11 protein-coding genes and 1 riboswitch are annotated in these 16,391 nt (G+C 72.2%); of the genes, 10 read left to right on the top strand and 1 reads right to left on the bottom strand.

The features are described from left to right. Positions 1 to 47: 47 nt before the first annotated feature. The 7 genes from AC2AXK_RS03585 to metE all read left to right on the top strand — a co-directional run bounded on the left by AC2AXK_RS03585 (position 48) and on the right by metE (position 7,568). Positions 48 to 974, top strand: a complete 927-nt coding sequence (locus tag AC2AXK_RS03585; protein WP_484343962.1) for an AfsA-related hotdog domain-containing protein — start codon at positions 48 to 50, stop codon at positions 972 to 974. After that, positions 971 to 1,912: an NAD-dependent epimerase/dehydratase family protein gene (locus AC2AXK_RS03580; protein ID WP_484343961.1), complete on the top strand. Its 942-nt coding sequence runs from the start codon at positions 971 to 973 to the stop codon at positions 1,910 to 1,912. The genes AC2AXK_RS03585 and AC2AXK_RS03580 overlap by 4 nt, the downstream gene beginning before the upstream one ends. An 89-nt stretch (positions 1,913 to 2,001) precedes the next feature. Beyond that, positions 2,002 to 2,541 carry a PH domain-containing protein gene (locus AC2AXK_RS03575; RefSeq protein ID WP_484343960.1) on the top strand — a complete coding sequence of 180 codons (540 nt, stop codon included), beginning with the start codon at positions 2,002 to 2,004 and terminating at the stop codon, positions 2,539 to 2,541. 38 nt (positions 2,542 to 2,579) lie between these two features. Next, complete coding sequence (locus tag AC2AXK_RS03570; RefSeq protein ID WP_484343959.1) at positions 2,580 to 3,188, top strand: DUF2238 domain-containing protein; 609 nt, start codon at positions 2,580 to 2,582, stop codon at positions 3,186 to 3,188. Further along, positions 3,185 to 3,928 (top strand): glycosyltransferase family 2 protein, encoded by a 744-nt coding sequence (locus AC2AXK_RS03565; RefSeq protein ID WP_484343958.1) that lies wholly within the window; start codon positions 3,185 to 3,187, stop codon positions 3,926 to 3,928. Before AC2AXK_RS03570 ends, AC2AXK_RS03565 begins: the two co-directional genes overlap by 4 nt. A gap of 57 nt (positions 3,929 to 3,985) precedes the next feature. Then, a riboswitch (SAM riboswitch) is annotated at positions 3,986 to 4,090 on the top strand. 6 nt (positions 4,091 to 4,096) lie between these two features. Then, on the top strand, positions 4,097 to 5,170 hold the full coding sequence (locus tag AC2AXK_RS03560; protein WP_484343957.1) for a methylenetetrahydrofolate reductase: 1,074 nt from the start codon (positions 4,097 to 4,099) through the stop codon (positions 5,168 to 5,170). Positions 5,171 to 5,180: 10 nt separating this feature from the next. Continuing rightward, positions 5,181 to 7,568 carry a 5-methyltetrahydropteroyltriglutamate--homocysteine S-methyltransferase gene (gene metE, locus AC2AXK_RS03555; protein ID WP_484343956.1) on the top strand — a complete coding sequence of 796 codons (2,388 nt, stop codon included), beginning with the start codon at positions 5,181 to 5,183 and terminating at the stop codon, positions 7,566 to 7,568. Between the two features lie 240 nt (positions 7,569 to 7,808). Here metE and AC2AXK_RS03550 read toward each other — a convergent pair whose 3' ends face one another. Continuing rightward, positions 7,809 to 8,315: a GNAT family N-acetyltransferase gene (locus tag AC2AXK_RS03550; RefSeq protein WP_484343955.1), complete on the bottom strand. Its 507-nt coding sequence runs from the start codon at positions 8,313 to 8,315 to the stop codon at positions 7,809 to 7,811. A gap of 236 nt (positions 8,316 to 8,551) precedes the next feature. Between AC2AXK_RS03550 and AC2AXK_RS03545 the strand changes: the two genes are divergently transcribed. The 3 genes from AC2AXK_RS03545 to AC2AXK_RS03535 all read left to right on the top strand — a co-directional run bounded on the left by AC2AXK_RS03545 (position 8,552) and on the right by AC2AXK_RS03535 (position 16,386). Beyond that, a complete protein-coding gene (locus tag AC2AXK_RS03545; RefSeq protein ID WP_484343954.1) occupies positions 8,552 to 9,433 on the top strand; it encodes a sugar phosphate isomerase/epimerase family protein in 882 nt (293 codons plus the stop codon). An 82-nt stretch (positions 9,434 to 9,515) separates the two neighbouring features. Continuing rightward, complete coding sequence (locus AC2AXK_RS03540) at positions 9,516 to 12,938, top strand: EAL domain-containing protein (protein WP_484343953.1); 3,423 nt, start codon at positions 9,516 to 9,518, stop codon at positions 12,936 to 12,938. 64 nt (positions 12,939 to 13,002) lie between these two features. Continuing rightward, a complete protein-coding gene (locus AC2AXK_RS03535) occupies positions 13,003 to 16,386 on the top strand; it encodes an EAL domain-containing protein (protein ID WP_484343952.1) in 3,384 nt (1,127 codons plus the stop codon). The last annotated feature ends 5 nt before the right edge of the window (positions 16,387 to 16,391 follow it).

The raw sequence follows: 16,391 nt of genomic DNA, 5'->3' as shown, positions 1-16,391 counted from the left end.
CTCCCCGGGGGTTGGTCGAATTACGAGCCGGTCGTACCATTCACCCCATGACTGAGGAAGATCCATACGGGCGGAATATGCACGAGCCTACCTTTTCCCGCCCGGTGGACCGGGCGATGGTGCACCGACGCGCCGCTGCGGAAGTCTTTCTCACAGGCGCGGACCAGCGCGGTCCGCATGCCTGGATGTTCGACGTCCAGATCCCGCGTGGGCACGTCATGCTCCCGCCGCGGGCCACCGAGCTCCCCCTGACACTCTCCGTCGAGGCGATCCGGCAGATGGGACTCTATATGGGCCACGCGGGGTATGGCATCCCCCGGGACTGGGCTTTCACCCTCCAGGGAGCGACATTCGCGTGGTCGGGGGACGGAGCGGTGCAGTTCCCCGAGTTCGCGCCGATCGAGCTCACCGCCCTCGTCACGGTGACGGACAAGCTCATGCGCAAGGGCGTCGTCAGCGGCCTGTCCGCGACGATCGAGTTCTATCTCGACGGTGAGACCGTCGCGCACGGCACGGGCGAGCTCCGCTGCATCAGCCCTGTCCACTACAAGGCGTTCCGGCGCCGAGCACCGCGGCCTGAGGACGTGCCCCGCCGCTACGACGACGCACCGGTCCGCGACCTGCGCCCGGTGGCCGGCGGCTACGAGGCCACCATCGGTTACAGCCACGCCAACCCCTTCTTCTTCGACCACCCCGTCGACCACCTGCCCGGCATGCTCCTGCTGCACTCCACGACGCACATGTTCGGGGTCGCACTGCCCGGCTCCGAGATCATGGGTGTCGACTTCACGTGCGCTGCGTTCCCCGAGTTCGAGCCGGCGCTCGAGCTCCGCGTCGCTGTCGACGAGCTGGAGCACCGCGTCGTCGTGACATTCCTGCAGGGCAGCACGCCCATCGCGACGAGCGTGGCCACCGGTCGGGCCCGGGACGGGGTCCGGACCTCGGAGCAGCAGCCGCTCGGCGCGCACGCATGAGCGGTGCACCCCGCGTCGTCGTCGTCGGCGGTACCGGCTTCATCGGGTCCCACATCGTCCGCGCGCTCGCTGCGGACGGCGTCGCGGCCGTCACCTCGACGACACGACGCGCGGGCGCGCCCGTGCAGCCCGGGGTGCGGACGGTGCTCGCTGACCTCGCCGACCCGTCCACCCTCCTCGCTGCGGTCGAGGGCGCCGACGTGGTCGTGCATGCGGCGTCCTACGTGGGGCGTGACGCCGCGGTGAGCGAGATGACGAACGTCGCGGGCACCGCGGCCCTCCTCGCCGCCGCCCGGCAGGGCGGGGTGCAGCGCACCGTCTACGTGTCGACGACCTCCGTGTACGGCACCGGCCCGCACCGCGGGATCGCCGAGGACGAGGTGGCGGCCCACCCGGAGTCGGTCGCGAGCACGCACCGGCTCGCGGCGGAGCGGCTCGTGCTCGAGGCCGGCGGGACGGTCCTGCGCCCCAACCTCGTCTACGGCTCCGGGGACAGGTGGTTCGTGCCCGCCCTCGCTGCCGTCACCGCCCGGCTCGGCGCGACGCTCGAGGACGCCGCTGCCCGCATCTCCGTGATCGCCGTCGAGGACCTCGCGCGCATCGTGGCGACCTTGAGCACGAGCACGGCGGCCGCCGCAGCCCTCTCGTCGTCGGGCACGGTCCTGCACGCGAGCGCTCCGGAACCCGTCGCCGTGCGGTCGATCATCGACTCCCTCGTCGCCGACCTCGGCCTCCCCGCCCCCGGGCGGAACCTCACCGCGGCCGAGGCGCGCGCCGTCCTGCCCACGGAGCAGGTCAGCGACCACCAGCTCGCCCTGCTCACGCAGGACCACTGGTACGACGCGGACCTCGTGTGGTCCCTCGTCGGCACGCCCCCGACCGAGGCGTTCCGGCTCACCGAGGACCACCGACGCTGGTACGCCGCGGCGCTGAGCTGAGACCTGCGGCCAGCCCTGCTCGGCCGTGGGCGCCGCGCGCGTCCGCACGTGCCCCGGGGCCTGAGCCCGCAAGTGGCAGGATGCTCGCCATGACCATCAGCCAGACGCTCGGCGAGGGCGAGCACGTCGTCCTCAACCTGCGCACGCACGCCAAAGCCCTGTTCCGTCCGGCTCTCGTGCTCGTGCTCGCCGTCGCGGCCGTGCTCGCGGCGCTGCTCCTCATCCCGGACAGCGGCGCGCAGGGCTGGCTCCAGCTCGCCGTCGGCGTCCTCGCGCTCGTCGCCGTCCTCGGCTGGGCGCTCGTGCCGTTCCTGCGGTGGGTGACCTCCCGCTACACCCTCACCAACCGTCGCCTCATCACCCGCAGCGGCATCCTCACGCGCACCGGCCGGGACATCCCGCTCTACCGCATCAACGACGTCACGTACGAGAAGGGGCTGCTCGACCGCATCCTCGGGTGCGGCACGCTCGTCATCTCCGACGCGACCGACAAGGCCGGCGTCGTGCTCCACGACATCCCGAACATCGAGCGCGTCCACGTCCAGCTCGCCGACCTGCTCTTCGCCGCCGACGACGGCACGGACGACGGCGAGCGCCCGCCCGGTGAGCCGCGCCGCGTGAGGCGCTGAGCGCGGCAGCCCGCCCCGGTCGTCGCTAGTGTTGCCCGGTGATCACCGCCGAGGCCCTCAGACCGCGGAACAGCACCATCCTCGTCGCGGACGGGCTCCGGGTGGCCGGGGCGGTGAGCATCGTCGTCGCTGGCGTGTGGCTCGGGTTCGTCGGGGTCGCACTCTTCGCTCTCGTCCTCCTCGGCCTCGTCGTGCCGCGGGCCGTGGGGCTGCCCGGCCCGCTCGACCTGTCGAACGGCGTCGTCCTGCTCGCCGCGGGGTGGATCAGCGCCTTCGACCTGTACACGTCGGTCGGCTGGCTGGACCTCGCCGTGCACCTCGTCGCGAACGGCGTGCTCGCCGTGCTCGTCTACGAGCTGCTCGCCGCGGTCGGTGCGGTACCGCCGGCGCCGGGCCGGGCGGCGCCGGGTCCGGCCCAGCCGCCCGGCAGCACTGTCCTCCGGCGGCCGCGGCTCGGCATCGCCGTGACGACGACCGCGATCGGCATGCTGCTCGCCGTCCTGTGGGAGTTCGGCGAGTGGGCCGGCCACACCTTCGTCGAGGACACGATCAGCGTCGGGTACCAGGACACGCTCGGAGACCTCGCAGCCGGCGGGCTGGGCTCCCTGCTCGCGGGCATCCTGCTCGCACGGGCGCCCCGCCGGTGAGCCTGCGGCTGTCCGTCGTCATCCCGTGCAAGGACGATGCGGAGCTCCTCGCCCGCTGCCTCGAGGCCCTGGCGCGCCAGACGCACCTCGCGGACGAGATCGTCGTCGTCGACAACGCGTCGTCGGACGACAGCGCGGACGTGGCACGGGCTGCAGGCGCTCGCGTCGTCGTCGAGCCCGCCCCCGGGATCCCCGCCGCCGCGTCCGCGGGGTACGACGCCGCGACCGGTGACGTCATCGCCCGGTGCGACGCGGACACGCTGCCGCCGGTCGACTGGTTGGAGCGGGTGCACGCGGCGTTCGTCGACGACCCGCGGCTCAGTGCGCTCACCGGGGCGGGGACGTTCTACGACCTCCCTGGCCTGCGCGGGGTCGCAGCGCGGACGTTCTACATGCGCGGGTACTACTGGGGCATGCACGCCGCCCTCGCCGGGGTGCCGCTGTGGGGCTCCAACATGGCGCTGCGCCGGCAGACGTGGGCGCAGGTGAGCGACCAGGTGCACCGCGACGACCCGCTCGTGCACGACGACACCGACCTGAGCTTCCAGCTCCACCCGTCTGTCCGCGTGCGGTACGACCGCGACCTCGTCGTCGGGGTCTCGGGGCGGACCTTCGCCTCCCCCGGGAGCCTGGCACGGCGTTTCCGCTGGGCGTTCCGCACCCTTGCCGTGAACTGGCGGGTCGCCCCGCCGTGGACCCGGTGGTCCCGCCGCCTCGCGTCCCAGGACCGACCCACCTGACGTCTCAGCCGATGGACAGTCCTGGACCAGCTGGTGGATGCCGACCTACAGTGGCGACAACCATCCAGAGCGGTCGAGAGTCCTGGCTCGTCGACGCCGCAGCAACCCCCCACAATGGAAGCCTCCTGAGGGTGCGGGTGCTAACGCCAGGTCCGATGGAGATCACCCATGACGGCTTCCGCAGCAGTACCCCCGGTGCACCGCGGTGCACCGCACGAACGACCCCGGGTCGAGCGACCCACCGTGTCGTTCGAGCTCATGCCCCCGCGCAACCCCGACGCGGCACCGAAGTTCTGGACCACGGCCGAGCGCCTCGTCTCTGCGCGCCCCGACTTCATCTCCGTCACCTACGGCGCCGCCGGCGGTGACCGGGCCACGGCGCGCGCCGTGGTGAGCCGACTCATCCGCGAGACTCCCGTGCTGCCCATCGCACACCTCACGTGCGTGGGGGCGTCCCGGGACAACGTGGCCGAGGTCATCGACGAGTTCCTCGCCGAGGGCGTGCGCAGCTTCCTCGCGCTGCGGGGAGACCCCCCGCGCGACCAGCCCGACTGGCGCCCCAGCCCCGACGGCGTCAACTCCTCGGACGAGCTCGTCGCGCTGCTGCGCGAGGTCGAGGCCTCACGCTGCGCTGCGGACCCCTCCACCGCGCTGCGGTCCGCCGCGCAGCCGCTGACCATCGCCGTCGCGGCGTTCCCCGGGGGGAACCTCGCCGCAGGGACGAGCCGCGAGCAGGAGGTCCAGCGGCTGCTCGAGAAGCAGCGGGCAGGCGCCGACTTCGCGATGACCCAGCTCTTCTACGAGCCGAGCACGTACATCGACTTCGTGGACGCCGCCCGCAGCGCGGGCGTCACGCTCCCGATCCTCGCGGGGATCCTGCCCATGACCGACCCGGCGCGGCTCGCCCGCGTCGAGACCCTCACCGGCGTCCCCGCCCCGGCAGCCGTCGTCCGCGACCTCGAGAAGGTCAGCGACCCGGCACGCCGCCACACTCTCGGCATCCGCGCCACCGTGGACCTCGCGGACGCCGTCCTCGCAGCCGGAGCCCCGGGCCTGCACATCTACACGTTCAACAAGCACGAAGCCGCACTAGACCTGCTCGAGGGCGTACACCTCGGCGGCGGGCACAGCACCGGAGACGCCTCCGGTGCCGGCTCGGACCTGGCCAGCGGGCCGTGGGTCGGCGCATCCATAGCAGCACTCCACCCGCCTGCGACCCCGGTCGCCGCGCAGAACTCCTAGGGATGACCCCATGACGCACCACGAGCACACCCATGCCCAGAACCGGACGACAAGCCGGACACAACCGACCATTCCCGTCCCGTTCCCGGCGGCGACCATCCTCGGCTACCCGAGGATCGGCCCGCGCCGCGAGCTGAAGAAGGCCGTCGAGGCCTTCTGGGCCGGACGCACCGACGTCGACACCCTCGAGGCGACCGCCGCGGCCCTGCGCAAGCGGACCCGGGACCGCCTCGTCGAGCTCGGCCTGCCCGCCGCAGGAGGCGCCGTCCCGGGCTCGTTCTCCTTCTACGACCAGGTGCTCGACGCCGCCACGACCGTCGGCGCCGTCCCCGCGCGGTTCGCGGGGCTCGCCGACGCCGACGGCCGGCTCGACCTCGCCGGCTACTTCACCGTCGCGCGCGGCGCCGGGGACGACGCCCCCCTCGAGATGACGAAGTGGTTCGACACGAACTACCACTACCTCGTCCCCGAGATCGGCCCGGACACGACGTTCCGGTACGCCAGCGACCGGATCGTCGCCGAGTTCACCGAGGCTCTCGCCGACGGCGTGAGCACCCGTCCCGTGATCGTCGGACCGGTGACGTTCCTCCTCCTGAGCAAGGCGGCCGACGACGCACCCGCCGGGTTCCGGCCGCTGTCGCGGCTCGCTGACCTGCTCCCGGTCTACGCCGAGCTGCTCCGCGCGCTCGCCGCGGCCGGTGCGCAGTGGGTGCAGCTCGACGAGCCGGGCCTCGTCACGGACACCATCGACGTGCCGCTCGTCGACGCCCAGCGTGCCCTCGCCGAGGCCTACCGGGTGCTGGGGACCGGGCTGGCACGCCCCGAGCGACCCGCGCTCCTCGTCGCCGCGCCGTACGGGGACCTCCTGGACGCGCTGCCGATCCTCGCCGCGAGCGACATCGACGCCCTCGCGGTCGACCTCGTGAAGGGCGCAGCACCCACCGCGCCCGTCCAGGGCCTCGAGACCAAGACCCTCGTCGCCGGAGTGGTCGACGGTCACAACATCTGGCGGGCCGACCTGTCCGCGAGGCTCGAGGTGCTCGAACGCCTCGAAGGACTCGGGGCGGGCGCCGTGAGCGTGGGCACCTCGACGTCCCTCCAACACGTCCCGCACGACGTCGAGGACGAGCCCGCGCTCGACCCGACGCTCGCGTCCTGGCTCGCGTTCGCCGACCAGAAGGTCGCCGAGGTCGTCACCCTCGCCGAGGGCCTCGCCGAGGGACGCGAGGCGATCCACGCCGAGCTCCTCGCCGCCTCCGACGCCCTCGCGTCGCGGGCGCGGGCGACCGGCGTCCTCGTCCCGGCCGTGCGGGAACGCACCGCAGCCCTGCAGGACGGTGACTTCCACCGGGGGCCTGCGCACGAACGGCGCGTCGCGCAGACCGGACGCCTCGCCCTGCCCCTGCTGCCCACCACGACGATCGGGTCGTTCCCGCAGACCGCCGAGATCCGCCGCGCCCGCGCCGCTCATGCCCGCGGAGAGCTCTCGCTCGAGGCGTACGAGGAGCAGATGCGCGGCGAGATCCGCCGGGTCGTCGACCTCCAGGAGCGCATCGGTCTCGACGTCCTCGTGCACGGCGAGGCCGAGCGCAACGACATGGTCCAGTACTTCGCGGAGCTGCTCGACGGGTTCGCGGTGACCCGCAACGGCTGGGTGCAGTCGTACGGGTCACGCTGCACGCGCCCGTCGATCCTCTGGGGCGACGTCTCCCGGCCGGCACCCATGACCGTCGGCTGGGCGCAGTACGCGCAGTCGCTCACGAGCAAGCCCGTCAAGGGCATGCTCACGGGCCCGGTGACGATCATGGCGTGGTCGTTCGTGCGGGACGACGTGCCGCTGGCGGAGACGGCCCACCAGATCGGTCTGGCGCTCCGGGACGAGGTCGCGGACCTCGAAGCCGCCGGCATCGCGATCATCCAGGTCGACGAACCGGCACTGCGCGAGCTGCTGCCCCTGCGGACCGTGGACCAGGCGCAGTACCTCAGCTGGTCCGTCGGGTCGTTCACGCTCGCGACCGCGGGCGTGCGCCCGGACACGCAGATCCACACGCACCTGTGCTACTCGGAGTTCGGCGAGGTCATCGGGGCGATCGACGCCCTCGACGCCGACGTCACCTCGATCGAGGCGGCGCGGTCACGGATGGAGATCCTGCCCGATCTTGCCGCGTCCGGGTTCGCACGCGGTGTGGGGCCGGGCGTCTACGACATCCATTCCCCGCGCGTGCCGTCGCTGGAGGAGGTCACCGAGCTGCTCGAGCTCGCCGTGAAGTCGGTGGACCCGGCCCTGCTGTGGGTCAACCCCGACTGCGGCCTCAAGACGCGAGGCTACGCCGAGACCACGCCGTCCCTCGAGCACCTCGTCGCCGCTGCCGCGACCGTGCGGACACGCCTCGGCTGAGCCACACCGCGGCGTCGGGCTGGCTCCGGCCGGCCCGGCGTCGCAGCCAGGCGATCCCCAGCACGCCGAGAAGCCCTGTGCGGACCACTGGCTGCGCGGCGGTGACCTTGACGAGTCGCGCGCTGCTCGTGAGCACTCCCTGTCGCTGCAGCACCCGGCCCGCCAGGGCCGTCGGACGACGCACCCCGGGGGCCGTCCGCACGGGTGCCCGACGCGCGAGGGACGGGACGTGGGCGGCCATCAGAGCCCCGCCCCCGTGAGCGTCTTCGCCATGAGCACAGCCGGCCCGTGCACCGAGCGCACGTTCTCGAGGCTCACCCAGCCGCTCTTCGTGTAGAGCCGTTCATGGTGCTCGGTGATGAGGTGCAGACGTTCGTGGCCCCGCGCGACGGCGGCAGCCTCGATGGCCTCACTCAGCCGGACGGACAAGCCGAGACCGCGGTGCTCCGGGTGGACGAACAACGCGGAGAGCCACGGCGTGAGATCAGGGCGGCGGGGGTAGTCGGACGGCCACAGGCTCGCCATGCCCACCGCCTTGCCGTGCCTGACCGCGACGACGGTCTCGTAGGCGTCGTCGTGCAACGGCAAGGTGTAGGTGTTGAGCGCCCGCTGCAGCGTGCTGCCGCTCTGGCTGCCCCAGTTGCCGAACCCCCAGGCGGCGCAGACCTCGACGAGCTCAGGTCGCTCGGCGATCCGGATGAGGTCGACGCCCGTCCCGACGTCGTACCGGCTCATCGTGGCCAACATGCCGGGCTCCAGTGTGCAGCGCCTGCTGATCCGCTCATGCTGACCTCCGTCGGTCCTGGTGCGCCGCGAGATTTCAACCGGGTGAAATATGGCGCTCAACTTTCCTGCCGGAAGGTTAGCGCTTAACATCCGCCGCGGGAAGGGGTCCGTGAGCGTCTGTGCTGACCGCATGCCGTTTCCACAGCGCGCCTCACGCTCTGCAGGACCGTCGGGCACAGCGGGACTAGGGTGGAAAGATGCGCGACGCAGCGAGAGACGCCACACCCGGAGGACGACCAGGGCAGGACATCAAGGTCACGTTGTCCAGCGCGTCGGTGTACCCGCGCAAGGTCGGGTACGCGTTCGAGCTCGCCGCCGAGCTCGGCTTCGACGGCATCGAGGTCATGGTGTGGTCCGACCCCACGACGCAGGACGACAACGCGCTCGCGCAGCTCGCCGCCGACCACGGCGTCGAGATCCGCAGCATCCACGCCCCCACGCTCCTCGTCAGTCAGAAGGTCTGGGGCAGCAAGCCCGGTCCCAAGCTCGCCAAGGCCGTCGACATGGCCGGCGCCCTCGGCGCGGGCACCGTCGTCGTGCACCCCCCGTTCTCGTGGCAGCGCAAGTACTCGCGCCGGTTCGTCGAGCAGGTGCAGGACCTCACCGAGGAGTCCGGGCTCACCATCGCGGTCGAGAACATGTACCCGTGGCGCAGCAAGCGCCGTGACTACGGTGCGTACCTGCCGGGCTGGGACCCCACGGAGCACGCGTACGACGCCGTGACACTCGACCTGTCGCACGCCGCCACCGCACGCCAGGACAGCCTCGAGATGGCCAAGGGCTTCGGTGACCGGCTGCGCCACGTGCACCTGGCCGACGGGTCGGGCTCCGGCAAGGACGAGCACCTCGTCCCCGGCCGGGGCAACCAGCCGTGTGCCGAGCTGCTGTGCCACCTCGTCGAGACCGGGTGGACGGGCGACGTCGCGATCGAGATCGGCACCCGCAAGGCCCGAACGGCTGCCGAGCGCCGGTCCGACGTCCAGACGTCGCTCGCGTTCGCCCGCACGTACCTCACGCCCGGAGAGCACCCCGACTTCGTCGTGCCGCCGTCGCACCACCGACCCGACGACGCCTGGTGAGCCGGAGCCCGCACATCTCATGAACACCGCGGTCGTGCCGATGGTGACAGCGACAGGGACAGCCAGCAGCAGGGAGGGGCCAGTGGCCGACAGCGGGTCCACCCGTCCCGCTGACGCACCCGAGGGCGAGGACGCCGCGCGGTGCGTCCATCCCACCGTGCTCACCTACGCACGCAGCACGACGGGCCACTACTTCGGCGAGATGCTCGCCGGCATCAATCGTGAGGTCGCGGCGTCGGGCGGTCGGCTCATCGTCCTGCAGACGCTCGACCTCGAGGACTCCGACGACTTCATGGTCGGTCTCCCCGAGTTCGACCTCCCGCTGGCCGTCGACCACGTCGACGGTGCGGTCGCGATGGTCCTCGCCGCGGACGCTCCCGTCCTGCAGCGGCTGCGCGACGCCGGCAAGCCGACGATCCTCACCCACGCGGTCGAGGGGTTCGACGCACCCGTCGTCCTGCCCGGGAACCTCGCCAGCGCGCGCGCCGCGGTGGAGCACCTCATCGCGCATGGGCACCGGCAGATCGGGTTCGTCGGCGAGCTCAGCCAGACGGACCGTCGCGAACGGTACGACATGTATGTCGAGGTGCTCGCCGAGCACGGCATCGCGCCCCGCTCGGAGTTCTTCCTCGCCACCGAGGACGCCATCGAGACGGGCGGATACCTCGCGGGCCTCGAGGTCGCACGCGCCGTGGAGCGGCCCACCGCGATCGTCGCGGCGACGGACCGCAACGCCATCGGGCTGCTGGCAGCGCTCGCCGACGAGGGCGTCGGGGTCCCCGACGAGGTCGCGGTCATCGGCTTCGACAACACCGAAGCGGGCGCCTTCGCCGTCCCCTCGCTGACGAGCGTCGACCTGTCCTTCAGCGAGGTCGGAGCGCTGGCCGGCCGTCTGCTCCTCCGGTCGATCGCAGGCGACCCCCCGCCGGCGTGCGTGCACCGCCCGGACGGTGACGTCGTCATGGCCTGGCGTGGCTCCTGCGGGTGCACGGCAGACGGGATGATCGGCGGCGAGCGCTCCGCTCCGGCCGACGTGCCTGACACCTCCGAGACAGCCGTGCTGCGGAGCGAGCTTCGAACGATGCTCGCGGACACGCTCCTGTACTCCAGCAAGATCTCCGACCACGAGGCCGCGGTCCTCGAGGCGGACGCGGTGCTCACACGGCTGACGAGCTCGGCGGAGTCGACGCCGCGCGAGGTGCGGTCCCTGCTGACCATCCTCACCGGGCTCCGCTCCCGGCCCGAGCGCCTCCACCGCATCGGCGACAGGATCTTCGACTACATCCGCGGTGCAGGGCCGGACACCCGCATCTCGGAGCTCAACGCTGGCCTGTGGCAGCTGCGCGCCGGCGCGTACCTCAAGCGCAGCACCCACCAGGACACGATGATGAACGAGCAGTTCCGGGTCGCCACCGGGCTGCTGCACACCTCTGCGGTCGACCCTTACAGCCTCGCCTGGCTCACGGGGACCAGCGTGCGCGCCGCCGTGCTCGCTCTGTGGACGGGCGAGGCGAGCGATGGTCAGCTCGTCATCGCCGGGGCGTACGACCCGACGGCTGGCGACGCCCCCGGCCCTGCCAGCACGGTCCCCGTCACGCAGTTCCCGCCGTCAGAGCTCCTCGACCGCGTGCGACCCGAGCAGCGCGAGGCGTGCTTCGTCGTGCCCGTCCAGGACGTCGACCGGCACTGGGGCCTGCTGGCCGTCGTGGGCGAGATCGACACGACGTCCTCGCGGGACATGTACCTGCACTGGGCGACCCTCCTCGCCTCCGCGCTCGCCGAGACCGAGCTCCGACGTGAGAAGCAGATCAGCGACGAGCGCTACGCCCACGCCGCGCGGGCTGCGAACGACGGCCTGTGGGAGATCGACACCGCGTCCGGCAACATGTTCGCCTCCGGGCGGCTGTGCGAGATCCTCGGCATCCCCGCGGACACCGAGCTCGACGTCGAGGCATGGCTCGGGCGCGTGCATCCCGCGGACCTGCCCGCCGCCCGCGCCGTGCTCGACCGCGCCAAGGCCACACCGGAGGTGCCGACGGAGAGCGAGTTCCGGATCCGTCGCGGCGCCGGGTGGGCATGGGTGGCGAACCGCGCGCTCGGCGTCGCGGGACCCTCGGGTGCCGTCGAGCGTCTCGTCGGGTCCGCCTCGGACATCAGCTCCCGCAAGGAGCTCGAGGAACAGCTGCGACGCGGGGCGCTGCACGACGCCGTCACCGGCCTGGGCAACAGGCGTCTGTTCCTCGAGCACCTGCGGGCCGTGCTCAGCATCACGGGCCGCGCCCGCTCGTCGAGCTTCGCGGTGATCTTCCTCGACCTCGACGGGTTCAAGCTCGTCAACGACTCCCTTGGGCACCTCGCGGGGGACGAGCTCCTCGGCGTCGTCGCACAACGCCTGCGCTCGGAGCTGCGTCCGGTGGACACGGCCGCCCGGTTCGGGGGTGACGAGTTCGCCGTCCTCCTCTGCGACCCCGCCCCGGCCGAGGTGCTCACGGTCGTGCGCCGGCTGCAGGACCGCATCGCGACGCCCGTCGTGCTCGGCGACCAGGAGGTCTCGGTCACCGCGAGCGTCGGCATCGCGATGTCGGCGACGGGCTACACCCAGCCCGAGGACGTGCTCCGGGATGCCGACATCGCGATGTACGAAGCGAAGCGGGCCGAGCGCGGCTCGGCCCTCGTCTTCGACCCGGGCATGCACTCACGCGCCACGGAGCGCCTCCGGCTGCGGGCCGAGCTCCGGACCGCCCTGGCCGAGGAGCAGTTCGTGCTCCACTACCAGCCGGTCGTGCCTCTCGATGGTTCCGGTCTCGCCCACTTCGAAGCGCTCGTCCGGTGGCAGCATCCCCGCCGCGGGCTCCTCGGGCCCGGCGAGTTCCTCCCGGCGATGGAGGACAGCTCGAGCATCATCACGCTCGGACGCCGCATCCTCGAGCAGGCGTGCCGCCAGATCGCGCAGTGGAACACCCAGGGCCGCCGCGCGGCCGTGTCCGTGAACGTCTCGCACCAGGAGTTCTGGGCGCCCGACCTCGTCGCCGTCGTCCGCGACGCCCTCACCACGCACGGCATCCCGCCCGACCAGCTCGTCCTCGAGATCACCGAGACCGTCGTCATGCTCGACGCAGCGGCCGCCACGGAGGTCATGACGGCGTTGCACGCCCTCGGCGTGCGGTTGCACATCGACGACTTCGGCACCGGGCAGTCCTCCCTGCACGCGCTGCGCACGTTCCCTGTCGACGCGCTGAAGATCGACGGTTCGTTCGTCCGGGAGCTCGGGATCGTGGGGCAGACCACCGAGCTCGTGCGGATCATCGTCGAGATCGGTCGCGTCCTCGGCCTCGACGTCATCGCCGAGTGCGTCGAGACCCAGGAGCAGGCGGACGGACTGCGGGCCATGAACTGCGCCTACGCGCAGGGCTGGCTGTACGCCAAGGCCCTGCCGGGCCCGGAGGCCGGCGAGCTCATCGGTTCCCCGCTCGGTGCGACGCGCAGCGCCGCACCACTCACGTAGCACCCCGAGGTGCCGATAGGCAGGCAGAGACCGTGCGTCACAGGAGTCGGAAGGACCATACGCAGTGCCACGCCCCCTGACAGTGCTCGCCCTCAGCCGGAACACGGGCGGGTTCTACCACGGTGAGCTCCTCGCCGGCCTGACGCGCGAGATCAGCGACGCCGGTGGACGGGTCATCGTCGTGCAGACCGCGGACCCGGGGACGGACACCTGGGACAACGTCACGTCCCCCGACTTCGACCTCCCTGTCGCCTGGGACCAGATCGACGGCGTCGTCGTCGTCGCTCTCGGTGTCGGCGCCTCGTACCTGCGCGCGCTCCAGGCCCTCGGCAAGCCCCTCGTCCTCGCCGACCAGGAGGTCGACGGGATCGTCGCTGCGACGTCGATGCCGGACAACGTCGGTGGGGTCACCGCCGCGGTCGAGCACCTCGTCGCGCACGGGCACCGCCGGATCGGGTTCGTCGGCAACCTCGACCAGCTCGACTTCCGCGAGCGCTACGCCGCGTACCAGGAGGTGCTGACCGCGCACGGTCTCCCCGTCGACGACTCGCTGTTCTACCTCGCGGAGAGCTACTCGGAACGGTCCGGTGCCCTCGCGGGCGAGGAGATGCTCGCCCGCGGCGACCTGCCCAGCGCCGTCATGGCAGCCACCGACGGCAACGCCATCGGCCTCATGCGTGTCCTCACCGACGCAGGCGTCGCTGTGCCGCACGACGTCGCGGTCATGGGGTTCGACAACACGATCGAGGGTGCCGTCGGCGGCCCGAGCCTGTCGAGCGTCGGGCAGCACTTCGACGAGGTGGGGGCACTCGCGGGCAGGCTCGTCGTCTCCGCGCTCAAGGGCTACCCGCCCGCACCCGTGCACCACGTCGCGCGCGCCGCCGTCGTCAACGTCCGGAGCTCGTGCGGGTGCCGGGTGGACCTCATGGACACCCGGGCGGTCTCCACGAACGCGACCGAGGTCCGGGTGGACCTGCGCGCGGAGCTCGCGTCGATCCTCCGCGTGCTCATCAGCCGGTACGAGCGCGCGGGCGGCCCTCCCCCGGACGTCCGCGCGGCGGTCGTCGAGATCGAGCGGCTCGTCCTGTCCGCGGAGGACCTCACCCTCTCCGACGTCCGCGACCTCGTGGCGATGCTGCGCCGGGTCGCGCGGGACGAGGACACCCTGAACCGGGTCGCGTCGGCCCTGGGCGAGTATGTGCAGCGCCTCGTCGAGCATGCCGGGGACGCGTCCGTCGGGGTCTCGGCGCTCTCGGCGTCCCGGGTGGACGCGGCCCTGTGGCAGCTGCAGATGCGCGCGTACGTCGAGCGGACGGCGCACCTCGCCGCCACCGTCCTCGAGCAGCACCGGATCGCCACCGACCTCATCACCTCCCAGGCGACCCACCCCGAGCGCCTCGGCTGGCTCGAGCGCTCCGACCTGCGGTGCGCCGCGCTCGGCATGTGGGAACGTGGCCCCGCCGCTGGCATCCTGCGGATCACCGGCGTCCATGACCCGCGCGGGATCCTCGACATGCGCCCCGGGGGCACCGTGCACGTGCGCGACTTCCCACCGCGCGCCTTCGTGGACGCCACCGCCGGACGGGCCGGAGAGGTCACCCTCGTCGTCCCCGTGCGCAGCGGGGAGAAGGACTGGGGCGTCCTCGCCGTGATCGTGCCCATCGACACCGTCGCGAGCCACGAGACCTACCTGCACTGGGCGGGCCTGCTGAGCTCGGCGTTCGAGGAGCGTGAGCTCCAGCGCAGCGTGCGGGTCAGCGAGGAGCGCTACGCGATGGCAGCGCAGGCCTCGAGGGACGGCCTGTGGGAGCTCGACATCGCCAGCCGGGAGATGTACGTCTCCGGGCGGTGCCGTGAGCTGCTCGGGCTCCGCGCCGAGGAGCAGATCGAGCTCGACCGCTGGACCGCCGCCGTGCACCCGGACGACCGGGAGCGCGTCGCGGCCGCGATGGGCACCGCGCTGCAGGACGGCGAGCCCATCGAGTGCGAGTACCGGGTCCGCCGGTCCGACGGCACGTGGCGCTGGGTCCTCAGCCGCGGGCTGGGCCCGACGGACGCCCTGGGTCGCGTCACCCGCCTCGTCGGGTCGCTCGCGGACATCCACCCGCGCAAGGAGCTCGAGGAGCAGCTGCGCAGGGGCGCCCTCTTCGACACGGTCACGGGGTTGCCCAACCGGCGCCTGTTCCTCGACCGCCTGTCGGTCGCGGTGGCGCAGCCGAGCCGTCGGCCCGGTGCCGAGTACGCGGTGATCTTCCTCGACCTCGACGGGTTCAAGCTCGTCAACGACTCCCTCGGCCACCTCGTGGGTGACGAGCTGCTCGTCGTGGTCGCCGAGCGGCTCCGCGCCCAGCTGCGGCCGGTGGACACCGCCGCCCGGTTCGGCGGTGACGAGTTCGCCGTGCTGCTCACCGACCCGCTGCCGGACGAGCTCCTGAGCATCACGCGTCGCATCCAGGCGAGCATCGCCGACCCCGTGCTCCTCGCCGGGCACGACGTCACGGTCACCGCGAGCGCGGGCATCGCGACGTCGCAGTCCGGGTACACGGACCCTGAGGACGTGCTGCGGGACGCCGACATCGCGATGTACGAGGCGAAGGTCGCCGAGCGCGGCTCCGCGTCGATGTTCGACGCCGAGATGCACGTCCGGGCGAGCCGACGGCTGCGCGCCCGCGGGGAGGTCCGGACAGCGCTGGCGGAGCGCCAGTTCGTCGTGCATTACCAACCGATCGTGCCGCTCGACGGGACGCCGCTCGTGCACTTCGAGGCCCTCGTCCGCTGGGAGCATCCCACGCGCGGTCTCCTGGGCCCGGTGGAGTTCCTGCCCGCGATGGAGGAGGACGGCTCGATCGTCGCCCTGGGACGGTGGGTGCTCGACGAGGTGTGCCGACAGATCGCCGAGTGGCGTGCCTCCTTGCTGCACCAGGCGATCGTGTCCGTGAACGTCTCGCACCACGAGTTCTGGGCCGAAGGTCTCACCGACGCCGTCCGGGGGGCGCTCGACCGGCACCAGGTCCCGGTCACGGACGTCGTCCTGGAGATCACCGAGTCGGTGATCATGACGGACCTCGACCGTGCCCGCGCCGTCATGGACGAGCTCCACGACATGGGGCTGCTGCTGCACATCGACGACTTCGGCACCGGTCAGTCGTCCTTGCACGCGCTGCGGAGCTTCCCGGTGGACGCGTTGAAGATCGACGGGTCGTTCATCCGCGAGCTCGGGTCCGTGGAGGAGACCACGGAGCTCGTGCGGATCATCGTCGAGATCGGCCGTGTGCTCGGGCTCGACGTCGTCGCCGAGTGCGTGGAGACGCCCGACCAGGCGACCCGGCTGCGCGAGATGGGCTGCGACAACGCCCAGGGGTGGCTGTACGCGCGGGCGCTGCCGGGGGCGGAGGCCGGGTCCCTCGTCGGGCGCCCGTTGCCGATGATGACGATGCAGTCCCCCTGACGGGG

The sequence above is a fragment of the Sanguibacter sp. Z6_81 genome, from assembly GCF_057180625.1.
The sequence above is the reverse complement of the archived record's forward strand: the minus strand, read 5'-3'. Positions and strand labels throughout refer to the sequence as shown.